This window comes from Soonwooa sp., assembly GCF_032062245.1.
Lineage (GTDB): Bacteria > Bacteroidota > Bacteroidia > Flavobacteriales > Weeksellaceae > Soonwooa.
On sequence record NZ_DAMBQF010000006.1, the window covers coordinates 75,774 to 100,040 of the forward strand.

General features: G+C 34.9%; 20 protein-coding genes and 2 tRNA genes. 12 read left to right on the plus strand and 10 right to left on the minus strand.

The genetic code is table 11. The annotated features are described in order from the left end of the window. Positions 1-670 precede the first annotated feature (670 nt). The 3 genes from RT037_RS05340 (at position 671) to RT037_RS05350 (ending at position 6,426) form a co-directional block, all read left to right on the plus strand. Positions 671-5,005, plus strand: coding sequence for a CusA/CzcA family heavy metal efflux RND transporter (locus RT037_RS05340; RefSeq protein ID WP_313028659.1), 4,335 nt, complete (start codon positions 671-673; stop codon positions 5,003-5,005). A 4-nt stretch (positions 5,006-5,009) separates the two neighbouring features. Further along, a complete protein-coding gene (locus RT037_RS05345) occupies positions 5,010-6,161 on the plus strand; it encodes an efflux RND transporter periplasmic adaptor subunit (protein ID WP_313028660.1) in 1,152 nt (383 codons plus the stop codon). Positions 6,162-6,353: 192 nt separating this feature from the next. After that, positions 6,354-6,426 (plus strand) — tRNA-Met (locus RT037_RS05350). 280 nt (positions 6,427-6,706) lie between these two features. Here the strand turns inward: RT037_RS05350 and RT037_RS05355 are convergent. Then, complete coding sequence (locus RT037_RS05355) at positions 6,707-7,654, minus strand: hypothetical protein (RefSeq protein WP_313028661.1); 948 nt, start codon at positions 7,652-7,654, stop codon at positions 6,707-6,709. 227 nt (positions 7,655-7,881) lie between these two features. Here RT037_RS05355 and RT037_RS05360 point away from each other — a divergent pair. The 6 genes from RT037_RS05360 (at position 7,882) to RT037_RS05385 (ending at position 11,788) form a co-directional block, all read left to right on the plus strand. After that, positions 7,882-7,954, plus strand: a tRNA-Met gene (locus RT037_RS05360). A gap of 56 nt (positions 7,955-8,010) precedes the next feature. After that, the gene (locus RT037_RS05365; protein WP_312322992.1) at positions 8,011-8,238 is read left to right on the plus strand and encodes a hypothetical protein; all 228 of its coding nucleotides are present in this window, start codon (positions 8,011-8,013) and stop codon (positions 8,236-8,238) included. A 230-nt stretch (positions 8,239-8,468) separates the two neighbouring features. Then, complete coding sequence (locus RT037_RS05370; RefSeq protein ID WP_079668116.1) at positions 8,469-8,828, plus strand: BlaI/MecI/CopY family transcriptional regulator; 360 nt, start codon at positions 8,469-8,471, stop codon at positions 8,826-8,828. Beyond that, positions 8,828-10,879: a M56 family metallopeptidase gene (locus RT037_RS05375; protein ID WP_313028664.1), complete on the plus strand. Its 2,052-nt coding sequence runs from the start codon at positions 8,828-8,830 to the stop codon at positions 10,877-10,879. Before RT037_RS05370 ends, RT037_RS05375 begins: the two co-directional genes overlap by 1 nt. 79 nt (positions 10,880-10,958) lie before the next feature. Continuing rightward, positions 10,959-11,297 carry a hypothetical protein gene (locus RT037_RS05380; protein ID WP_313028666.1) on the plus strand — a complete coding sequence of 113 codons (339 nt, stop codon included), beginning with the start codon at positions 10,959-10,961 and terminating at the stop codon, positions 11,295-11,297. Between the two features lie 62 nt (positions 11,298-11,359). Then, a complete protein-coding gene (locus RT037_RS05385; protein WP_313028700.1) occupies positions 11,360-11,788 on the plus strand; it encodes a GLPGLI family protein in 429 nt (142 codons plus the stop codon). 62 nt (positions 11,789-11,850) lie between these two features. On the opposite strand, the gene fsa is transcribed toward RT037_RS05385, so the two are convergent. From fsa to gyrA, 3 genes are all read right to left on the minus strand, one after another. Further along, positions 11,851-12,504 (minus strand): fructose-6-phosphate aldolase, encoded by a 654-nt coding sequence (fsa, locus tag RT037_RS05390; RefSeq protein ID WP_313028667.1) that lies wholly within the window; start codon positions 12,502-12,504, stop codon positions 11,851-11,853. A gap of 87 nt (positions 12,505-12,591) precedes the next feature. Further along, entirely contained in the window at positions 12,592-13,974 is a 1,383-nt protein-coding gene (locus RT037_RS05395) for a tetratricopeptide repeat protein (RefSeq protein ID WP_313028668.1), read from the minus strand. A gap of 12 nt (positions 13,975-13,986) precedes the next feature. Then, on the minus strand, positions 13,987-16,578 hold the full coding sequence (gene gyrA / locus RT037_RS05400) for a DNA gyrase subunit A (RefSeq protein WP_313028670.1): 2,592 nt from the start codon (positions 16,576-16,578) through the stop codon (positions 13,987-13,989). Between the two features lie 172 nt (positions 16,579-16,750). Between gyrA and RT037_RS05405 the strand changes: the two genes are divergently transcribed. Further along, complete coding sequence (locus tag RT037_RS05405) at positions 16,751-17,065, plus strand: DUF4286 family protein (RefSeq protein WP_312322453.1); 315 nt, start codon at positions 16,751-16,753, stop codon at positions 17,063-17,065. Positions 17,066-17,100: 35 nt separating this feature from the next. Here the strand turns inward: RT037_RS05405 and RT037_RS05410 are convergent, their stop codons facing one another. The 4 genes from RT037_RS05410 to RT037_RS05425 form a co-directional block, all read right to left on the minus strand. Beyond that, on the minus strand, positions 17,101-17,781 hold the full coding sequence (locus RT037_RS05410; RefSeq protein WP_313028671.1) for a Bax inhibitor-1 family protein: 681 nt from the start codon (positions 17,779-17,781) through the stop codon (positions 17,101-17,103). 103 nt (positions 17,782-17,884) lie between these two features. Beyond that, positions 17,885-18,571: a VTT domain-containing protein gene (locus tag RT037_RS05415; protein WP_312322451.1), complete on the minus strand. Its 687-nt coding sequence runs from the start codon at positions 18,569-18,571 to the stop codon at positions 17,885-17,887. A gap of 84 nt (positions 18,572-18,655) precedes the next feature. Next, positions 18,656-19,765, minus strand: coding sequence for a peptide chain release factor 2 (gene prfB, locus RT037_RS05420; RefSeq protein WP_313028672.1), 1,110 nt, complete (start codon positions 19,763-19,765; stop codon positions 18,656-18,658). Between the two features lie 58 nt (positions 19,766-19,823). Beyond that, complete coding sequence (locus tag RT037_RS05425; protein WP_313028674.1) at positions 19,824-21,185, minus strand: ATP-binding protein; 1,362 nt, start codon at positions 21,183-21,185, stop codon at positions 19,824-19,826. A 92-nt stretch (positions 21,186-21,277) separates the two neighbouring features. On the opposite strand from RT037_RS05425, the gene RT037_RS05430 reads away from it, so the two are divergent. Next, positions 21,278-21,919: a uracil-DNA glycosylase gene (locus RT037_RS05430; RefSeq protein WP_313028675.1), complete on the plus strand. Its 642-nt coding sequence runs from the start codon at positions 21,278-21,280 to the stop codon at positions 21,917-21,919. 1 nt (position 21,920) lies between these two features. On the opposite strand, the gene RT037_RS05435 is transcribed toward RT037_RS05430, so the two are convergent. Both RT037_RS05435 and RT037_RS05440 read right to left on the minus strand, forming a co-directional pair. Next, positions 21,921-22,403 carry a hypothetical protein gene (locus RT037_RS05435; protein WP_313028676.1) on the minus strand — a complete coding sequence of 161 codons (483 nt, stop codon included), beginning with the start codon at positions 22,401-22,403 and terminating at the stop codon, positions 21,921-21,923. 30 nt (positions 22,404-22,433) lie between these two features. Then, on the minus strand, positions 22,434-22,922 hold the full coding sequence (locus RT037_RS05440; RefSeq protein WP_312322898.1) for a DUF456 domain-containing protein: 489 nt from the start codon (positions 22,920-22,922) through the stop codon (positions 22,434-22,436). A 67-nt stretch (positions 22,923-22,989) separates the two neighbouring features. Between RT037_RS05440 and RT037_RS05445 the strand changes: the two genes are divergently transcribed. Further along, on the plus strand, positions 22,990-24,255 hold the full coding sequence (locus RT037_RS05445; protein WP_313028678.1) for a mechanosensitive ion channel domain-containing protein: 1,266 nt from the start codon (positions 22,990-22,992) through the stop codon (positions 24,253-24,255). Positions 24,256-24,267: the final 12 nt, after the last annotated feature.

The window sequence follows — 24,267 nt, forward strand, 5'->3', positions numbered from 1 at the left end:
AGAAAATAGAATAATTATAAAATAAATATCATGTATCAAATGTTGTTTAATTGTTATTCAATAGAAATTTAGAACCATTATAACGAAGATATATTGTAATTTTGCACCGTGAAGAAATGGTTTTCTATATTGATGCTTAGTTTGTATCTGTTTTCTACGACGGAGCTTTATCAGTTCCTCAAAGTACCGATACTTATTGAGCATTTCATAGAACACAAGTCACAGAATAATACAATAAGCTTCTTTCAGTTTATAAAAATGCACTATCAAAACCCTGTGAAAGATGCAGATTATGACAAGGATCAGAAGTTGCCATTTATCGTGCATTCCGAGCACATGGTCGTGGTTTTTACGATCACACCCAGATTACATCTCGATTTAGAGTCTCATCATTTACATTTATTTTCTAAAGACAAGATCGTTGCGTACGATGACTTGTTCTTGGATGTAGATTATTTCAATGCCATTTGGCAACCCCCCAAATTTAGTTAAGCACTTGTTTAATAATTTTAGTATTAAAATTTAAACAAGTCACAAAAATTCTGAAATTTTTTACCCGTTGTAATAGACTTTTGTTTATTCAAAATTATTGATAGGGATTTCTCTATCTAGTTTTTCGAAGTACACAAAGTATATTATAGCTATTTTTTAAGCTTAACTAAAATTCCACATGCTTACAAGAATTATTGAGTTTTCTGTAAAGAATAAACTCATCATTTCCATTATGATATTGGGGCTTATTTTGGTTGGTAGTTATCAAGTTACAAAACTGCCAATTGACGCTGTCCCAGATATTACCAACAATCAAGTACAGGTGATTACAGTTGCACCATCTTTTGGCGCGACAGACATCGAACGTTTGGTAACTTTCCCGATAGAACAAGCTAATAGCAACATTTCTGGACTAAAAGAGATACGGAGTTTCTCACGCTTCGGATTGTCTTTAGTAACCATTGTTTTCGATGATGATGTTGATGTATATTGGGCGCGACAGCAAGTTGCAGAACGCCTACAAACAGTACGAACAGAAATCCCTGCAGGAATCGGAAATCCCGAGCTTGGTCCTATTTCCACGGGCTTGGGGGAAATATACCAATATGTTGTTCGCCCCAAGAAAGGTTACGAGCAAAAATACAATGTTACTGAACTACGAAGCATTCAGGATTGGATTGTTCGAAGACAACTTTTAGGGGTAAAAGGTGTTGCAGAAGTCAGCAGTTTCGGAGGTAAACTGAAACAATACGAAATAGCTGTTGAACCCGATCGACTCAATGCTTATGGCATCAGCATTAACGATGTTTTTGATGCTTTGGAAGCCAACAATCAGAACACTGGAGGATCATATATCGAAAAAGGACCGACTGTGCTCTACATCCGTAGCGAGGGTTTGGTAACCAATGCCGAAGACATTGAAAATATTGCCATAAAAACCAGTGAAGATGCGCCACCTTTATTTATTCGGGATGTTGCAAAAGTAGAAATGGGTTTTGCCACACGTTATGGCGCTTTAACTTATAACGATGATGGTGAAGTGGCAGGTGGTATCGTGATGATGCTAAAAGGCGCCAATAGTAGTGAAGTGATTAAAGATGTTAAAACCAAAGTTGGAGACATCCAAAAAAACTTGCCTGAAGGCGTACAAATAGAAGCTTTCCTGGATAGAACCAAAATGGTGAATAATGCTATTACTACTGTAGAAACCAACTTGTTAGAAGGTGCTTTAATTGTAGTTTTTGTATTGGTGATTTTCTTGGGAAATTTCCGGGCGGGGCTTTTGGTAGCATCGGTCATTCCGTTGTCTATGTTATTTGCAATTTGTATGATGAATCTCTTTGGTGTTAGTGGAAATTTGATGAGTCTCGGCGCCTTGGATTTTGGCTTAATCATTGATGGTGCGGTGATTATTGTTGAAGCAATTTTGCATTATTTTGCGCATCATACAAAGTTTAATAACATTCAAAAAATTAAAACTAAAGAAGTGGATCGCATCGTCATCTCTTCAGCGGGAAGGATGATGAACAGTGCGGTCTTCGGACAAATAATTATTTTAATTGTTTACCTACCGATTCTCACTTTGCAAGGTATCGAAGGAAAAATGTTCAAACCAATGGCACAAACTGTTGCATTTGCTTTGTTAGGCGCATTTATTTTATCCTTGACTTACATCCCGATGATGAGTTCTATCTTGTTAAAAAAACGAAGTTTAAAACCAAGTTTTTCCGATAGAATGATGAAGAAAGTAGAGGCTTGGTACCTTAAAATGCTTCTTAAAGTTATCCGAATTCCAAAAACAATTTTTGCTATCGTTATGGCATTATTTATAACAGCTATTGCGATACTGAGTCAGCTTGGTGGTGAGTTTATCCCATCTTTGGAAGAAGGCGATTTCGCTGTAGAAACAAGAGTATTATCTGGATCTAATCTCAAAACAACTTTGGAAAGCACTCAAAAAGCCGCTCATATTTTAAAATCTCAGTTTCCTGAGGTAGAAAAAGTGGTCACCAAAATCGGAAGTGGAGAAGTTCCAACCGATCCAATGCCAATGGATGCTGCAGATATGATGGTGATTCTAAAAAATAAAAAAGAATGGACTTCCGCCAAGACCTTCCCCGAATTGTCCGAGAAAATGTCAAAAGCTCTACAAGACGTTCCTGGGATAACCGTTGGATTTCAGTTTCCTGTGCAAATGCGATTTAATGAATTGATGACGGGTGCGCGCCAAGATGTAGTGGTGAAAGTTTTTGGGCACGATCTTGATGAACTTTCTAAAAAAGCACAAGAATTAGGAAAAATAATTGAAGGAATTGATGGTACTCAAAATCTATATATTGAACCTATTTCTGGCCTTCCACAAGTGGTCATCAATTACAATCGACCTTTGATGGCACAATATAAATTATCGATTTCTGATGTTAATAGAATTGTAAATGCGGCATTTGCAGGACAAAGCGCAGGTATGGTTTTCGAGGGAGAAAAACGCTTTGATATGGTGGTTCGTTTGAAAGATACGAGTCGAAAAAACATTAATGACATTCGCAATCTTTTGGTGCCAACGCCGTCTGGTAACCAAATACCCTTGTCACAATTGGCGCAAGTTGACATTGTGCAAGGTCCTAACCAAATTCAGCGTGAAAATACGCAACGTAGAATAGTTGTTGGTTTTAATATCAAGGACCGAGATGTACAAAGCATTGTAGAAGAATTGCAGCAGAAAGTAAATAAAAATGTAAAGTTGCAACCAGGTTACTCTATTACCTATGGAGGTTCTTTTGAAAATTTGAACCATGCAAAAAATCGTTTAATGATTGCAGTTCCAGCTGCATTAGGTTTAATATTTTTATTACTCTTTTTAGCATTTGGCTCTCTTAAGGAAAGTATTTTAATATATACTGCTATTCCGTTGTCTATTATTGGTGGTGTTTTCTTTTTAGCGCTTCGGGGGATGCCGTTTAGCATCAGTGCAGGTGTCGGTTTTATCGCACTTTTTGGTGTTGCAGTACTTAACGGTATAGTTTTGATTTCAGAATTCAACAGACTCCGCAAAGCTGGTATCAAAAATATTGTGAGAATAGTCGTAGATGGTGGCGAAGCGCGATTACGCCCAGTGTTGATGACGGCTTTTGTGGCATCGCTTGGTTTTATCCCAATGGCATTGAGTAACGGAGCAGGTGCCGAAGTACAAAGACCTTTAGCAACAGTAGTTATTGGCGGTTTGGTAATCGCAACTTTCCTTACATTATTCGTACTTCCTCTCTTATTTATTAATTTCGAAAAAGGTTTTAAAATGAACAATAAAATCTCAAAACATAGTCTTCCAATCCTTATTTTATTGGGGATGTCTGGGTTTAATCTTTTACAAGCCCAACAAACAATCGATTTGAAATCGGCGATCCAAATGGCAGAGCAGTACAATCGAATTTTAAAAAATGAAAAATTAAAATCAGAGTATTCCAAAGCTTTGATAAAGTCGGCTTCGGATGTTCCTCAAACTTCTGTTTCTGCCGATTATGGACAGATAAATTCTGCTTATAACGATGTTAAATTGGGTTTGTCTCAAGGTTTTGCTTTTCCTGGTGTTTATAAAAAACAAAGAAATCTTTTGACCGAAGAATGGAAAAAATCAGAATTAAATTTCGCTGTAAATGTTTTCGAAATTAAAAAAGCAGTGAGTTTGGTATTTTACAACCAACTTTATTGGAAGGAGAAAGAAAAGTTATTGCGCGAAGCGTATGAATTGTATTCGGAGTTTTCGGATAAGGCAAAATTGAGATTGAAAGTTGGCGAAAGTAATCTTTTGGAAAAAACAACGGCTGATAATCAAAAGGCAGCAATTGATATTCAATTAAAACAAGTACAGGAAGAAATTCGACAAAGCGAATTGCAGTTGCAATATCTTCTTAATTCTTCACAAAATTGGATTGCACAAGATGAAGCTTTCTACATCAACAGTAATCAGGATACAGAAAATCCCATGTTAGCGCTTCTTAAGCAACAAGTTATAGTGGCTGAGAATCAAACCGAAGTTGAAAAGTCAAAGTTGTTGCCAGGTTTATCTTTCGGTTATAATTTAAATAGTTTCAAAGGTCTTGGTCCAGATGACAAGTTGTACACAGGAACTCCTCAATTCCATTCGGTGCAGTTAGGGATAACTTTACCAATTTTTTCATCTGCTCAAAAAGCACGAATTGATGCTTCTAAATTGGCACAAAATATTGCGGTGAACGATGTTCAGAATGCTGAATTTAATTTAAAAAACAAACAAGAAAAAGCCTACAACTTGTATCAGTCTAATCTTAAAATCGTTCAACAATATCAATCTACAGAGCTAAAAAACGCTGATATTATCACGGAAACTTCGAAGAAGCAATTTCTAAATGGAGAGATTAATTATCTGGAATTTGTAATGCTCGTTAACCAAGCAATTGCTTTGAAAAGTAATTATACTGATGCTGTTTGGAAACTGAATGAAAGTGCCATTTTGTTGAACTATTTAAGTCTTAATTAATCTCATGAATACCTATTTTAAATATTATAAAATTTCTGTAGCTTTTATAGCTTTATTCTTATTTTTTCAATGTAACAAAAACGAAGAAGCTAACCCAAAACCTACAATTAAGACAGACGAAACCATCGTCCACCTAACCGATGCGCAATTAAAAAATGCACCAATAGAAACCGCAATTTTGAGCGAGCAAAGTATTTCGACTACTTTAAAACTCAACGGAAAAGTGGATGTGCCACCACAAAATTTAGTTTCTGTAAGTACGCCAATGGGCGGTTATCTTCGTAGCACGTCTCTGTTACCTGGTATGCAAGTGAAAAACGGTCAGGTGATTGCCATTATAGAAAACCCCGAATTTGTACAACTTCAACAAGATTATTTATTGGCAAAATCTAAACTTCATTTTGCAGATTTGGATTATAAACGCCAAAAAACCTTGAACCAAAGCCAAGCAAGTAGTGATAAGGTAACGCAGCAAGCACAATCTGAGGTAAGCAATCAACAAATCGCTATGAATGCTTTAGCACAACAACTTCAGATTATTAATATTAATCCATCTTCTGTAACTTCTTCGAATATTAAACGTAGTATTCCTGTGTACAGCAGTATCAACGGTTATGTAAGCAAAGTGAACGTTAATATTGGTAAATATGTAACGCCATCGGACATACTTTTCGAGTTGATTAACCCTAATGATATTCATCTAAATTTAAAGGTGTACGAAAAGGATTTGCAACTTCTAAAAACTGGTCAACGTTTTATTGCCTTTACCAATAGCGAACCCAATAAAAAATACTATGGCGAAATTCTGCTTACCAGTAAAGATGTTGGCGCTAACGGTATTGCAGAAGTGCATTGTCATTTCGAAAACTACGACCACAGTTTAATTCCAGGAATGTATATGAATGCTGTAATTGAAACTCAAAACTCCTTTGTTGATGCGATTCCTGAAGAAAGTATCGTTAGTTTTGAAGGTAAAGATTTCGTTTTTGTAGAATTAAAAAAACAAACTTACAAAATGACTCCAGTACAATTAGGAGAATCGGAAAATGGTTTTGTGAAAATACAAAATGCCACAGATTTTAGCGGGAAAAAAATTGTAACCAAAAATGCATACACGCTTTTGATGAAACTTAAAAATATGGAGGAAGAGGAGTAGATGTAATGTCATTAAGGGTGCAAATTACCTGAATTTATAATCAATGTAAATTGAAACAATTTTTTCAGAAAAATCAATTGTTTTTAAAATTTTGTTCTTAGTTAATGTTGTATTTAAATAGTGATTAATACTAGATTATTTTAACTTTTATTTGTAATTGTAAAAAATAGTTGTATATTTGCACCACAATATCGCGGGATGGAGCAGTAGGTAGCTCGTCGGGCTCATAACCCGAAGGTCATCGGTTCGAGTCCGGTTCCCGCTACTACGAAAAGGAGATTCAGAAATGACTCTCCTTTTTACTTTTTTTAAGCGCTTTAATCTTTTATAATTTAAAAACTATTTTCGAACAATTCTTTGTAGAAGTTAATTTCGTTTTTATAATAATCAGAATGCATTTGTTGAAGCTCTGGGAAATCTTTAAAGATAAAATAATCGCCGCTTTTTGATTTGCTAAACAAACATAATATCTGTCGATCGCCTCTAGGGAAGATTAGACTTTTGTTGGATTTAGAAATAAGTTTACAATTTTCTGAGTAAAAAAGTCAGAAATCATTATCAAACAAATATTGAAAATCCTTTTCGTTGATCTTAAGATTTGTGTTTATGGTGACGGAACTAAGTTTTTTCCAAACCTCATTAATTTCAGGATTTGATTTGAAGACGCTATAATATTTGATGTTTCCTTTATCGGCAGGAGAGAAAACTTTTTCGTTGGGATCAGATTTGAAAGCAGCCAACACTTCAGAATTCAATTTTTCAAAAAAGCTATTTTCTAAAAGTGATAGTTGAGATTTGTACATCGACCAACTTTCTTTTTGAGTGGTTATAGGCTTTAGGATATGTTTTGCCATTCTTAAATGATAAGCCAATTGGTTAATCTCTAATTCCGGATTTAATTCTGGCTGGATATTCCAAAAAGGAGAGTTGCTAGAAAATAAGATGTATTCTTTCTTATCCGCTAAATAATCAAAATATATTGCCTTGTATTTACCATCAATTTTAAAGATTGCGCTGTTGTCGTCTTTGTAAAATACTTTGTCAGCAGGTTTAATTAAATCTTCAATTTTAACGACAGAAGAATTTGTTTTCTTGAAGATATTAAACTCACCCTGGTCAGACGAAAAGGGTATTATGTTTATGAAATTATAAACTTGGAATCGTCTAAAACCCTCGGATTGACTGTCAATTTCAAAATCAGGTTTCACTTTCCCACGCATTTTGAAAGAATGATTTGGACTATTTTCTGTGGACAATTCGTTGATCCTAAAATTAAATGGAAGGTTAAAATTGTAGCCATCTAAATTCTGCGAATACCTATTAGTTGGTATTTCTAAAATCTTTTTAATATCGTCATTATAATTATTAATGTTCGCTGGTTGTTCGTTGTTTACGATTGGATAATCTGTGGTTGGAACTGATTTTTTGTCTTTGCTATCACAACTAAAAAATATAGCTGAGAAAAAAAGTATAAGAAAAATTTTTAAGCTCATCTATTTGATATCTTAGATAAAAAAAGATAAAAAAAAACAGAATTTATTTGCGGTTGTAATTGAAATTTTTAAAAAAGACTTAAAACTAAACAGTAAAAATTACTTTTTTTTATATTCTAATTTAGAGTTCATTTTCAATGGTTTAAATTCAATTAATATTGAAAATAATATTTTCATCTATTTTAGTTGCAGTATTAAAATATTGTTGTATATTTGCAGTCCAATATCGCGGGATGGAGCAGTAGGTAGCTCGTCGGGCTCATAACCCGAAGGTCATCGGTTCGAGTCCGGTTCCCGCTACTACAAAGGAGATTCAAGAAGAGTCTCCTTTTTTTGTTATTGATAAAATTCTAAATATGGTTTTGCCCGACAACATCTTCATGAGCAAAGGTGCTGACTACGCCCTGTGGAAGTTGAAAATGCTCAACCAATTAAAACAAGAGCCAGAGAATAAGAGGATGAAACGTATTTTCGCTTTTGGAATTAAGAAAATTAGTTTCGATGATGTGGATTTTCAAGACAAAACTTTGACGCGTAAAATGGTAATATCGTACAAAATTCTTGGTGTAATCGAAGATTTTTAAGACGCTTCTCTTAAGCCAACCTGGATTCTTATTGCTATTCAGTGGTTATTATTAGTGTCTTATTGGTTGGTTAAGTTCTAGTTTTAATTTTAAATAATTGATTTTTAGTTAGTTGTAAATTTTAACATGCTTTAACTATAAAAATAGTTGTACGAATTAAAAATTAGTCTACATTTGTATTACTAAGAAATTAGTGATATAAGATTGATTGATATATTAAACTGAAGATTATGAACAAGTTGACAAAAGCGGAAGAACAAGTCATGCAGTATCTGTGGACAATAGAAAAAGGATTTCTAAAAGATATTTTAGAACATTTTCCTGAGCCCAAACCGCACACTAACACCGTATCTACCATCCTTAAAATCCTTATGGAAAAAGGATTTGTCGACTATACAACTTTTGGAAGACAACACGAATATTTTGCGTTGGTGTCTAAAGAAAGTTACAGTGGTAGAAGCATCAAAAGTCTCGTAAGAAACTATTTTGAAGGCTCTTATAAAAATGCGGTGTCGTTTTTAGTCGAAAAAAATGAAATCAGCGTTGAAGATTTAGAAAAACTTTTGGACGAACTCAAAAACAAAGACTAATGGACGCTTTTCTATTATATTGTCTCAAGATGATCACTTGCTCAGCGGTGATGTACGCTTACTATTTGTTGTTTTTAAAAGACAAAACTTTTCACCATTATAACCGGTTTTATTTACTATTAACGGTAATAATAAGTGTTAGTCTGCCATTGTTAAAGCTGTCGTATTTCACGATAGATGTTAATCCGAAGCTTATATTTTTGTTTCAAAATTTACAATCAACCGAAAATCCTATTAATCATGGCATCACTATTCATCAAATTTTTTATGCTGTTATTGGACTTGTTTCAGTCGTACTTATAGCAAAATTAGTAATAAGTTTAATAAGAATCAATCACATCAAAAAGTTATTTCCTCATGAGGAATTGCAGGGTATTAAGTTTTACCAAACCAACCTAGACGAAGCACCGTTTTCGTTTTTTAGAAATCTATTTTGGAAGCAATCGATCCAAATGGAATCTGCTGTAGGACAACAAATCCTAAAGCACGAGATGGTACACATCGAGCAAAAACATACTTGGGATAAGCTGTTTATGCAAATCATGAAGTCTGTTTTTTGGATGAATCCCATTTTCTATATCATTAATAAAGAAATCAATCTTATACACGAATACTTAGCGGACAACAAAGCTGTTAAACGTTCTGACACCAAGGCATTTGCGCAGATGCTTTTGGAGAGTCACTTTCCGGGGACGACTTTGCCAGCGACAAGTCCATTTTTATCATCTAACCTCAAAAAAAGATTAAAAATGCTTACTAAAAGTAAAACCAAATACAGTTATGCGCGCAGGATTTTTGCTTTGCCGCTATTGTTTATGCTGTCTTTCGCCTACCTCGTTAACGCGAAAAACCAAAAAATAAAAAAGACAAATATTGAAATTGAACAAGCAATCCAAGGTATGAAAAAAGATACTACGATTGTCGATACAATATCGTTGTCTTCGATGCCTAAAGCGGTTAAGTCTGCTCAGGAAGGACTTTCGTCTGTTAACAATCAGATTAGTAATGATAACAAATTGATTTCTGAAATCAATAAAAAAATCTCTGATAAAAACAAAGCAATCAATGATTTAATAAAAGCAAAAAAAGATGACTCACCAGAGTATCTTGCAAAAACGAAAGAAGTTGAAGCTTTAGCAAATGAAGCTGATAAAATCATCACCTCTGACCGTTATCAAGCGATGTTAAAAAGATCAGACGACTATGCCAAACAAATTGATGAGTATTATAACTCCGCAGAATGGAAACAAAAAGTAGCGCAAATTGAAAGAAATGCTGCCGAAATTGAGAAAAAATATAATTCTCCAGAATGGAAAAAGAAAGTGTCAGACATGGAGCAACGTGCTGTAGAAATTGAGAAAAAATATAATTCTCCAGAATGGAAAAAGATAGTGTCAGACATGGAGCAACGTGCTTTAGAAATGGAGAAAAAATACAACTCTCCAGAATGGAAAAAGAAAATGGAAGAAGCTGCTAAAAGTGGTCGCAATGTCTATATCTACAACGGAAAAGATTATGTAAGTGCAAATGATGGGTCTAAACTAAATCGCGTCTTAAATCTTTCTGACTTTACAATGCCAGATATCGAATTGGAAAAAATACTGAAGGATTTACCGACTTTCGAATTCAAGGATTTTGGTTTTGAAGACATTGCGTTTGGTAGAGAGTTGACTGCAAAAGATAAACGTCAGTACGAAAAACGTAAAAAAGAAATCCAAGAGCTTCAGAAAAAAATAAACGAAAAGCGTAAAGATTTGAGAAGCGAAAAATCAATGGTTGATCGTCCTTGGGTTGTTAGTTCTGCAAAAACAATTGCTGCGCCAAGAATCTTTGCTGCGCCTTCTAGCGGAATTACGTTATTCAAAAATGATAATCTTTTTACAATTGATGGATTAGATTTTAGAAATTATTCTTCAGGACAAATGAAGTTTTTCATCAATGGTAAAGAAGTTACAAAAGCGGAAATGGATAAAATTGCACCAAAAGATATCAAAAATGTTAATGTTAATAAATACAATGACAAAGGTGAAATAAGAATCGAAACTAAATAAACCACACACAGTTATATTTACACATACTGCCTCTATTTTATTTTAAATTATGAGGCAGTTTTTTTAATAAATTAAGACTATGAGATTATTACTTATTTTTTGTTTAGCATTAAATTTTTTAAACCTTTTCGCGCAAAATCAGCGTTACATTTATGAATACAAATTGGTCAAAGATTCCACAAATAAGGCTAATCAACGTATCGAAATGATGTATTTGGATACATCCAAAGAAGGTTCAGAATATTACAGTTATACGGCTTATCGTTCGGATTCGTTGGTTCGTGCAGCTTTAGAAATGGAGTTAAAAGCAACAGGGATGGTTAATATTAAACCTAATATGAAGGTCGATGCAGAACGTTATTCGGTTTCAAAACTTACCCTGATTTTAAAACAGAATTGCATAACCGTATCGGAATGAATCGCTATAAAATTGCAGACGAAAGAAAACTAACTTGGAAAATACTTCCGGATAAATAACAAATAGGGAAGTGGCAGACGCAAAAAGCAACTTTAGATTTTTCGGGAAGAGAATGGACGGCGTGGTTTGCTAACGAAATTCCGTTGCAGGACGATCCTTACAAGTTTTCTGGACTTCCTGGTTTAATTGTTAAAATTGAAGATAAGACGCAATCTCATATTTTGGAACTGAAAGGTATTAAAACCTTAACTGCTGAAGAGGTTAAAAATTTCAAAAAACCAAAAAACGAATTGACTTTAAATATGAAAGAGTATCAAAAGTTGCTGGATGATTATGCGAAAGATCCCACACAAGGCTTCAAACAAGCAACTATGGGCGGGATTATCATTATGCCAGCGGAAGGCGATAATCGTTGGATGAAGGAGCGCGAAGCTCGGTTAAAAGAAGAACTTAAAAAAGACAATAACAAAATAGAATTGTCTTTTAAATAAATTTTTAAAACAAAAAAATCCGAAGCTAAAAACTTCGGATTTTATATGTATAAATAAAATGATTAGTTCATTTTTTTAGCATCAGCAACAAATTGTGCTAATCCGCTGTCTGTTAATGGGTGTTTTAACAAGTTAAGGATTGATGGAAGTGGCGAAGTGATAACATCAGCACCGATTTTTGCACAATTGATGATATGCATTGGATTTCTGATAGACGCTGCTAAAATTTGAGTGTCAAATAAATAGTTATCGTAGATTGTTCTGATCTCTTGGATTAACTCGATACCATCAACAGAAATATCATCTAATCTTCCTAAGAACGGCGAAACATAAGTAGCGCCAGCTTTAGCAGCTAACAAAGCTTGACCAGCTGAGAATACTAATGTACAATTGGTTTTGATGCCTTTGTCAGAGAAGTATTTTAGCGCTTTGATACCGTCTTTAATCATTGGGATTTTAACAACGATTCTTTCGTGTAAAGCTGCTAACTCTTCACCTTCTTTGATCATTTCTTCATAAGTTGTTGAAAGAACTTCTGCAGAAACGTCACCATCAACGATATTGCAAATGTCAACATAATGTTTGTTGATTGCTTCTTGACCAGCGATACCTTCTTTAGCCATTAGCGATGGGTTGGTTGTAACACCATCCAAAATTCCTAAGTCTTGAGCTTCTTTAATCTGCTCCAAATTAGCAGTGTCGATGAAAAATTTCATTATTTTTTAGTTTTAAAATCTTAATTACAAAGATAGTTTAATTATTTTCCTTTAAACAAAAATTGGAAGCCAAGGCCTCCAATTTTTTTATTTTTTTAGTTCAGCTTCTTTAGCTTTAAACTCGTTGTACTTCGCTGTGTTTTGCGTCGCATTATAAAGTCCTTTTAGTAAAGAAACCATGTCGGCATCTTTAGGGTCTAATGCATAAGCTTTCTCTGCATATGGGATTGCTTTTGCAAACCTTGCACGACGTAATTCCATCACTTTGTTAGCTTCATCGATTTTCTTAGCTTTTCTAAGGGCGTTGAATTCATCAACTGTTTTTGAATCATCTCCCATGATAAGATATACCATATTGGTTAATGCATTCTTATTGCTAGGGTCAAGACTAATTGACTTGTTGAACGCCTCTTCAGCTTCTTTTTGTTTAGAAGCATCTTTGCTTAAAATTACACCTAGATTGTAGTAGTTAACTGCATCGTTAGGGTTTTTAGCAATTTGAGACTTTAATGAATTTACAAACTCATCAGTTTTCCCAGCTTTATAATAAGCAAGACCTAAAGTATTACCAAGTTTTGCGTTGTTCGGGAATTTTTTAAGACCTTTCTGTGCAACATCAATGGCTTGATCATACTTTTCCATTTCCATTAACAAAGCAGATTGGATGTCGTACATTTCCTCTTCTTTGCTTGGTGTTTTTTCTTCTTTAAAGTCAGTATAATCACTAGAAGCGCCCATCTTTTTATAAAGATCAAAAGTCGCTTTATCTAGGTTGTCAACAGCATTAGTTTTTTTATTTTTAGCAGTATATACGGTTTCAACACCTGTATAATTCATTGCGATTAATTGATCGAAAACTCTTGCAGATTCTTCTTTCTTGTTACCTTGCGCATAAGACACAGCTGAAGAATAAAGCAAACTTTGATTTTCGGCACCTGCAGCTTTAGATAAATAGTAAGCTTCTTCGAACTGTTTTGCTGCACCAGCTAAATCTTTAGCCTGATAAAGGTCATAAGCTTTTTTGTTAATCGTTTGGTATGACGCATTGAGTTGGTTACCCAATTTACTAGCTAAAGATGGAGAATACTTTTCTTCTTTTAAAGATAATCCAGCACCTAGCTTATCAGCTTGTTCTTTTCCAACAAAGTAAACTTTGTTTTTGTCATTGTCTTTACCTGAATAGATTGTAGACTTTCCTAAATCTGTAATTTTTGAAAGGATTTGTGCGCCTTCCGCAATTTTTCCAGCTTTTACTAGGCCAAGACCTTTAGCATAATAATATTGTTCTTGAAGAGATGGCTCTAATAAATAGATTTTGTCTCCGAAAATAGCTTCAGCTTTTGATACTTCAGCCGCAGTTCCGTTAACATCGCCTTGGTCTGCAGCCTTTACTGCATTAGCGATTTCTTTTTTTTGAGCAAATGACAGCGAAGCCGCAATCATTGTTAAGCTTAAAAATATTTTTTTCATTTATTTTAAAATTTATTCTTCGTTATTGTTGTCTTGGTTTTCTTCCGTAGTTTCCGATGTTGGATTTTCTTCAGAAGATGTTTCATTTACAATTGTTGTACCATCTTCGTTAGTTGTTGCTTCTCCGTTTTCAGATTCTTCATCTTCAACCTCTTTGTCCATTTCTACTTTTGCAATCGCAGCAATTTCGTCATTTCCTTTTAGGTTAATCAATTTAACACCTTGTGTATTTCTACCCATCACACGAAGTTCGGCAGTGTTCATTCTAATAGCAACACCAGAACGGTTGATAATCATTAATCCATCTTCGTCAGTAACTGATTGGATGGCGATAAGATCGCCCGTTTTTTCTGTAATGTTAAGTGTAATAACACCTTTACCACCACGGTTTGTGATACGATAATCTTCAACAGCAGTACGTTTTCCGTAACCTTTTTCTGAAACAACTAATACAGTATCATTTTCTAAATCATTAACGACGATCATACCTATTACTTCGTCACCCGCTCCAAGGTCGATACCACGTACACCAATTGATGTTCTACCAACAGCACGTACTTTTTCTTCTGGGAAACGAATACATTTACCACCTTTAGAAGCGATCATAATTTCAGAACTTCCGTTCGTTAATTTAGCACCTAAAAGCATATCGTCTTCACGAATTTCGATCGCGTTAACACCATTAGTTCTTGGTCTAGAATATGCAGCCAATGAGGTTTTTTTGATGGTTCCGTTTTTGGTAATCATCACAACATTCATTTGGTTTGTGTAGTCTTCGTTTTTAAGATCTTTGGTACGGATGTAAGCTTTAATCTTATCATCTGGTTCGATGTTTATAAGGTTTTGAACCGCTCTACCTTTAGCCGTTTTAGAACCTTCAGGAACTTCGAATACTCTTAACCAGAAACATTTTCCTTTTTCGGTAAAGAATAATAAATACTCGTGGTTGGTTGCTGTAACGATGTATTCTAAGAAATCTTCGTCACGCGTTGTTGCGCCACGGTTACCTACGCCACCTCTTGACTGAACTTTGTATTCTGAAAGAAGTGTTCTTTTAATATAACCAGCGTGCGAAATTGTTAATACAACTTTCTCATCTGGGATAAGGTCTTCGATTGACATTTCTCCACCAGAATAATCGATTTCTGAACGTCTTTCGTCACCATATTTTTCTTTAACTTCAAGAAGTTCATCTTTAATAATTTGATATCTTCTCGGTTCGTTTGCTAAAATATCTTCCAAGTCATTGATTAAAGCCATGATTTGCTCGTACTCATCACGGATTTTGTCCAATTCCATTCCTGTAAGACGAGCAAGTCTTAGGTCAAGAATCGCTTGAGCTTGGATGTCGCTAAGATCGAATTCTGCAATTAATCCTTCTTTTGCTTCCGCTGGATTTGCACTATGACGAATAATAGAAATCGCTTTGTCCAAAGACTCTTGCGTTCCGATTACCTTCATGAATCCTTCTAAGATATGCGCTCTTTCACGCGCTTTTCTCAATTCGTATTCTGTACGTCTAACGATCACAACGTGACGATGATCTACGAAATGATGAATGATGTCTTTTAAATTAAGTTGCTCTGGACGCCCTTTAACCAAGGCAATATTATTAACACTGAAAGAAGTTTGTAGTGCAGTATATTTGTACAATAAGTTAAGTACAACATTCGGGATCGCGTCGTTTTTCAATTCATAAACAACACGAAGACCGTTTCTGTCAGACTCGTCACGGATTTCATAAATTCCAGGGATTTTATCATCCTTAACCAACTCTGCAGTTCTTGCAATCATTTCAGCTTTGTTAACCTGATAAGGAATTTCTGAAACGATAATTGCATTACGGTTTCCGATTTCTTCAAAGCCAACTTTAGCTCTCAAAATAATACGCCCACGACCTGTATGGAAAGCATCTCTAACGCCATCGTAACCGTAGATAATACCACCAGTTGGGAAGTCAGGCGCAATAATATGCTTCATCAATTCATCAATCGTAATTTCGCGATTATCGATATATGCACAAATTGCATCAATACTTTCTGACAAGTTGTGTGGCGCCATATTAGTTGCCATACCAACCGCAATACCAGATGCACCATTCACCAATAGGTTAGGGATTTTCGTTGGTAAAACCGTTGGCTCTGTTAAGCTGTCATCGAAGTTATTTTGGAAATCTACAGTTTCTTTGTCAAGATCTGCAAGGATTTCGTCAGAGATTTTTTTAAGTCTAGCTTCGGTGTAACGCATTGCTGCTGGCGGGTCACCATCCATAGATCCGAAGTTACCTTGACCATCTACCTGCTCGTAACGAAGGCTCCAAGGTTGAGCCATACGTACCATTGCATCGTAAACCGAGCTGTCGCCATGTGGGTGATATTTACCCAAAACATCCCCAACAATTCTGGCAGATTTTAAATATTTTCTATTAGAAAAAACACCCAAGCCATACATCCCGTAAAGTACTCTTCTGTGTACTGGTTTTAATCCGTCTCTTACGTCAGGTAAGGCTCTGGACACAATTACCGACATCGAATAATCGATATAAGAGGACTTCATTTCATCAACAATGTTGATAGGAATTAACTTTTCTCCTTCTGATCTCATCTATATTCTTTAAAATTAACCGGGAAAATTCCCTATTTTTTAGTTCTTTAAAATTGATTTTAATGCTATTTTTGCTAAAATTTTCCATTAGCAAACGCATCTGCTAAAATACGAAAATTTTGCCTAATATTGCCTATCAAATTCAACTTATTGTCTAATTAAAATCAAATAAATGAGTATTTTAAGTATCACTTTTCATACAACCGAAAATCGCATTCCAGAATGGGATCAATATTGTGATAATGAGCTTCATAACATGGTCGAAAACTTAATAGATGTGGACAAATATATTCTGTCCGAAGTTAGCACTGATATGGTAAGAGAAGGTCGTAATACCAATCTTCTTTTGGTCTTCGCAAATGAGGAACTAAGAGAAGGATTCCTGTTAAGCGAGCTTCCAAATATTGCTGAACGCATCGATAAGGTTTTTGGACAAGAAGTAATGATTTTTCCAACGATGTTAAATTCAAAAAGGCTCAGATTTTAAAATCCGAGCCTTTCATTTTTGATATATTGATTTGATTAATTTCTTCTACTCATCAAGATTCTAAGAATGTACCAGAATAGTAACATAATTGATGAGAATAATTGTAAAGATGCCCCTACATATTGATCTGTAGCATAAGTGTCTTTTAGTTTGCTGGTTTGGTAAAGGATACTTGCAGATGCTATCAAAATCATCCCTACAGAAAACCAAAGCCCTAAGTTGAATCCGAAAATTGCGCCTGCAACAATAAGTCCTAAAGCGACAAATCCTCCAATTACGATGATGGATCTTAAGAAAGAGAAATCAGTTTTACTAAAGAAAGCGTAAGCGCTAAGTCCAACAAATAAAGCCAATGTAAGAATTGCAGCTTGATAAATAACTTCTAAACCTGTGTATACAACGGCAATGTACATGATTGGTAAGAAGATGATAGCTTCTAACAAAACATAAAAACCAAGTCCCATGTACTGTGTCGAGCGGCTTTGCGCCAATGTCCATTTGTTAGCTAATGTCGATGCCAGCCAAAATGCACCAAGGATAAATAACCAAGTGAATTTTTGCTGAAACATTGCAAAAATATATTGTTCTGGGACGATATTAATTAATACTGTTTCGACAACGATGAAAGCCAAAATTGCTAAAGCAACGTGTCCGTAGGTTTTCTTATAAAACTCCGCCTTTTCTAGGTCGGTAGCTTGCGATACTAATGTTTGCATATTGTGTTATTTTTTATTCTTTTTCGAATATAGAAAAATATTATTTTCCAACAAAAAAAGAACCTCATTTGAGATTCTTTTTTAATATAATTTAAGAAGAAATTTATGCTTGTGGACCTTTTGGTTCTTCTTTTGGACCTCCAAATACAAATTTGATTAATACTGGAAGTGTCGTAACAAGAACAATGATAATGATAATCCATTCTAGGTGAGACTTAAGATCGATGCCGAATTGATCTTTAAACACTTTATCTAAATAATGTCCCGCAAATACCAAACTGAATGACCAAAGTACCGCACCAATAATGTTGTCTAGCAAAAATCTTTTCTTGTCCATTTTAACAATACCAGCAACAATCGGGGTGAAAGTTCTTACAACTGGTAAAAATCTTGCCATAATAACAGCCATACTACCGTGTTTTTCGAAAAAGTCATGTGCTTGGTAAAGGTATTTCTTTTTGAAAAGCATTGTGTCAGGACGTTTGTACAAAGCTGGTCCAGTTTTAACACCGAAATAATATCCAACTTCGTTACCGATGATTGCAGCTAAAGAGATGCAACTTGCAAGAAGGGTAGTATCTAGAAGATCGTTGCCTGTCCCACCAAGTGATTCTTTAACGATTTCCACTGCATAAATTCCCGATACGAATAATAGAGAATCTCCTGGTAAAAAGAAACCAACGAAAAGTCCAGTTTCTGCAAAAATGATGAATAATATTAGCCAAAACCCACCCATTTTAATGTAAAACTCGGGGTTTAATAAGTCTTTCCAGCTTTCAAAGTGTTCCATATTAATTTTTGTGTCGCAAATATACTTAATTGATTAATTTTATCTATGATAGGGGGAGTTAATTTTAGTTAAAATTTATCGGTTTTAAAACTGACTTTCATCAGTTTCGGCTTGTCCTTCCGCCATTAGAAAGGATTTTAAAAAGGCAGTTATGTTGCCATTCATCACGCCATCGACATCTGAAGTCTCAAATCCTGACCGTACATCTTTTACCAATTTGTAAGGATGCATAACATAATTTCGGATTTGGCTTCCCCATTCAATTTTCATTTTGTTGGCTTCAATTTCGTTACGGGCACGCATTTTTTCTTCAAGTTCCATTTCATAAAGTCGAGACTTTAAGAGTTGCATCGCTTTTTCTTTGTTTTGAAGCTGAGATCGCGATTCGGAGTTTTCTATGATAATACCAGTCGGTGCGTGTCGAAGTCTAACTGCAGTTTCTACCTTGTTAACATTCTGGCCACCAGCACCAGACGAACGCATGGTTTCAAAACTAATATCAGCAGGATTAATGTTAATCTCAATAGTATCATCAACCAAAGGATAAACGTAAACCGAAGCAAAACTCGTATGTCGCTTTGCATTACTGTCAAACGGCGAAATTCTCACCAAACGATGGACGCCATTTTCACCTTTTAGATAGCCAAAAGCAAATTCGCCTTCGATCTCCAATGTCACCGTTTTGACACCAGCAACGTCGCCTTCTTGGAAGTTAAGCTCCTTTACTTTATAGCCTTGCTTTTCAGCCCACATGATGTACATACGCATCAACATCCCAGCCCAATCGCAGCTTTCGGTTCCGCCTGCGCCAGCGGTAATTTGAAGCACCGCAGAAAGCTCATCGCCTTCATTAGAAAGCATATTTTTGAATTCTAAATTTTCAATTTTTTCGACAAGTTTTGGGAAATTTTCGTTCAGTTCTTTTTCGCTGTCAGCATCTTCTTTTGCAAATTCTATCAAAACTTGGAAATCTTCGAACTCAGTAAAAATATCTTCGTAATCTTCAACCCACTTCTTTTTAGAACGAAGTTGTTTTAAGAAAACTTCGGCTTCTTTTGGATTATCCCAAAATTCTGGAGCAGCCGTTTTTTCGTCATCATTGCTGATCTCGATTTTCTTTTTTTCGATTTGAAGATACTTATGCAAATCCTTAATTCTAGCACTGATTTCTTTTATCTGGTCGTTGTTGATCACGGGTATTTGTCAATTAGTTTTGCAAAATTAGGCATTCAAAAATATTTATAGCCATTTTCTACGAATTATTCTCGGGATTTTCATCTTTATTAAAACCGATACTTCGCACAGGTTCTTCTTTTCTAATATAGAATTGAAGCTCTTGTTGCAACGTCAAGATTCTTGGATAAAATTCTTCTTCCGAATTAATACTTACTTCTTGCAAAAATAAATGTATACTGTTAAGATATTCTTGTGTCAATTTTCCCGCAGCTTCCTTGAGTGCAGCATCCAAAATTGTTTGATCAATTTTTAAAGTTGTAACCTCTTTTTTAAGATAAAGATTACGGATTCGTTTTTTGAGACTTTGTGTAAAGTCAATAATCATCGTGTTGGAGAAGGCTTTCATTTTGTTTGCGCTTTCTCGCCAAAAAGGCAATTGGTCCGCTTTGTTAAATTTTAAAACTTCTAACAAGGTTGCGTCTTCGGAAAGATTTTGTAACATATAATACAAAATCATTTCGGCACGTTCTTGCGGATTCGGCGGGAAAATCGGAATCATCACATCAAAGCGACCTGGCGCAAGGATTTCTGAGTCTATATCCGAGACATTTTTTGCAGCACCAATCATTAAAATATGCTCTTTCTCGAACTTGTCGATGGTGTGGAAAATAATGTTTTTAGTTTCTTTAAGTTCCCAAGCGTAACCATCTTGACTTTCTTTTTCTTCCATAATAACATCGAAATCATCCAAGAACAGAAGGATTTTTTCTTGCTTCATAATGCTAACTAAAAAGTCATTAAAATCAGATTTTTCATTATTAAAGAAATTAGTTTTCAGATAAGATTTTCGGATTTCCTCGAATTTGTAATCGATAATTTTTGCAATGCGTTTTGCCCAAAATATTTTTCCGCTTCCTGGAGGTCCATAAAGTATAATTCCTGCCGCACGATGGATTCCCCAATTGTTAAGCTGATTCTCGTCGGTGAAAGGCTCTAGCATGTCGATAATGTAAAAATACAAATCACTATATCCTATAAAATCTTTTTGGAAAAGTGGCGTTTTCTTCCCAAAATAATCATACACAAATTGATAATCACCGCCTAATTCTCGATCGATATTGTAACTAGACACAGACGCTTTGTAAAGTCCGTTGTCAAAAAGATTTTTATGTTCTTTATTAATTAAATCATCAACTTCTTCTATTGGTTTCGAAATTGTTTCCGCGATGTCTTTTGGTGTTTTCTCTTTTCCTAGGTCGCTACTGTATTTTGAGAGAAAGTCTTTTTGTTCTTTCACAAATTTTGTAAATTCTGGTGTCGCTTGCATTTTGTCATTGATGACAGAGTCGATGTTTAATTCAAAATCTTGAACGAATTTTTTTAAATTCTCCGTTGGTATGTTGATATCTTTTGCAAGACTTGAAAAATCTGTAAGCATATTCTTTCTTTTGTTCTAAATTATCAAAAATTATACAAACTAGATTTGTGCTGACATTTGTTCATGAAAATTATTACAATTAATTTTGTCAAATGACTTGGGATGAAATTTTAAAACCGATAAAAGAAAGCGACTATTTTAAAAATTTGTGGCAAAATGTTAATCAGGAATATGCATCCAGTAAATGTTTTCCACCAAAAGACCAAATTTTTCGCGCTTTAGAATTGACGCCTTTTGATGAGGTTAAGGTCGTAATTATTGGTCAAGATCCTTATCATAATGACAACCAAGCCAACGGACTTTGTTTTTCTGTGACCGAAGGTGTTAAGGCGCCACCATCACTTAAAAATATTTTTACTGAATTAAAAAACGATCTCAATATTGATCGTTCCAAAACCGAATTGGATGATTGGGGAAAGCAAGGTGTTTTGCTACTGAATGCAACGTTGACGGTTAAAGCGCACGAACCAAATTCGCACAAAGATTTGGGTTGGGAAAAATTCACCAATTTTATTATCGAAAAAATTTCGGAGGAAAAGGAAAATGTTGTTTTTGTATTGTGGGGTGCTTTTGCACAAAAAAAAGCAGGATTAATAAACCCTGCAAAACATTTTATTCTTCAATCTGCCCATCCATCGCCGTTTTCGGTACATCGTGGATTTTATGGAAGTAAAGTTTTTTCCAAAATCAACGAATATTTAATATCGAAACAAAAATCTGCGATTGACTGGTAATTTATTTCTGCTTTTGAATTTCTAAACCGATAGAATTTTTGGTGCCAGCTGGTTTTTCATTTTTGGAAGGATGAGGCGACACGGTTTTTAAACTAATGTCATAACCATATACTGTTTCGGATTTTTTAAGACCGCGAGATTCCATTTCGGTCGTTGCTAATTGTATCATTCTAGGTCGAGAACTTGGCGTCATAACTTCTAACTCCGCAACTGCAACGCCTGCCCAAACGCAAGTCATACCTTCAGGACAACGGCTATCTTCGATAATTCCGTTATATTTTATGCTTAGATCTGTACCTGCGATTTGTTGATAATCGCCCATGTCGATGTTTACTTTTTTCAAACCTGATGTGTTTGTTGATTGGCTGCTAGTCGATGTAGAAGTTGAACTAGAATTGGATGTAGAAGTTGTTGTTTTCTTCTGAGCTTCGCAACTTAAAATTCCTAAAGATAGGATTGTTGTTAATAAAATAGGACGTATCATAGTTTAATATTTTGTGAGGTTTAAATGTATTTAAAAAAATGCATAATACATAACTACCAAAAACATTGCCATTCCGACCATGAAGTTAAATCCTGTCCCATAAAGGAAGCCTATTAAAGCGCCTTTCATCGAGTTGAAAGCTTTTTTCTTGTCGTTCATGTCATGCAGAAGTTCTCCGATTAATACGCCCAAAAGCATCCCAATTAAAAAGCCAAAAGGAACCGGAATTAAAAACATACCTGCAATCGTCCCAACAAACGAGCCAATGCTTCCCCAGCGTGTTCCGCCATATTTTTTATTAGTTCTTGCAGGAATTACATAATTGAGAACCGCAGAAATTGCTGTCAAAATTCCGAAAATCCAAACGTACAACATCGGCATATCCGAATCTGTCCCAAATTTAAAAATTAAAAAGCCAGCCAAACTTATGACCAATCCTGGTAATACGGGGAGAAACGTCCCAAGAATCCCGATGATTAATAATATGATGCTGACAAGTGTGATTAATCCTTCCTCCATGTTCTAAATTTGAGTTAAAAATAAGGATTTTCGGTAAGGTGAAAAATAAATTGTTAATTTTGTAAATATGAAAGACGAATTGGACGATACCAAAGATTTTTTGCAAAACATTAGTGACCAGATTAATGTTTTTTTTGCACAGTATTTTCGAGGTGATGCTGCTTGGATTTTTCAGGTGACGTGCAAAATTTTGGTGCTATTAGGCTTTTTATTTTTAGTAGATTTTCTAATCAAATTAGGCTTTAAACTGGTTTCAAAATATTTTTCGAATCCAGAAAAGTATCCATTTGTCTATTCTTTAATTAAAGCTCGTTTTTTTAACTCAATTGCGCACATTATTGCGTTGGGTCTTTGTACGTTTGCTCTGGATTCCATTTTTTATGCGGGCATGCATAAGATTACTAAAGGTATTCTCGATAAGATTGTCGACATTGGGCAAGTTGTTGTTATCGCTGGTTTGGGCTTGCGACTTTACAACGCGATTGAGAAGTATTATATCCTTACAAAAGACAGTTACAAATTGATTGCTTTTCGTGCGATTTCGCAAACCGTTAAGATTTTTGGTGGTGTAATTTTGTTTTTTATCGCTATCAAAATCATATTTAACATCAGTGCTGGGACAATTTTGGGAAGTCTTGGGGCAATTACTGCAGTAATGGTTTTGGTGTTTAGAGATACTATTTTGGGTTTTGTAACAGGGATCCATGTGGCGACCTCTCGAAGTTTGAAAGTTGGTGATTGGATTGGCATTCCGAAATATAATTTGGAGGGTAATGTTATGGAAATTAGTCTTTTAACAACCAAAATTATGAATTTTGATAAGACAATTTCTACCGTTCCGACTTATGATTTGATGACCACCGAAATTCGAAATTATCAAGTGATGACCGAAGGAAATCTTCGTCGTATAAAGCGTTCGATGATTTTTAATATTAAATCTTTTCATTTTTTAGAAGAAGCAGATCTAGATCGTTTAGAAAAAGTAAATTTAATTTCTGATTATATTAAAACCAAACGTTCCGAAATCGCAAGGGAACAAAACGATTATCAGAATCCTGAAAATGATCTCAACCGTCAACAATTGACCAATATTGGGGTTTTCAGAAAGTATGTAGAAGCTTATCTTAAACATAATCCTAATATCGAGCAGAAGGAAATTATCCTCGTTCGACAACTCGAAAACACAACGCAAGGTCTTCCATTGGAGATTTATTGTTTTACAATTTACTCGAATTTAGCAGACTACGAGCGCGTTCAGTCAGATATTTTTGACCATCTTTTGGTCGCAGCGCAAGACTTTGAGTTGGAGATTATGCAAGTCAATAAAATTTAAAATCAAATTAAA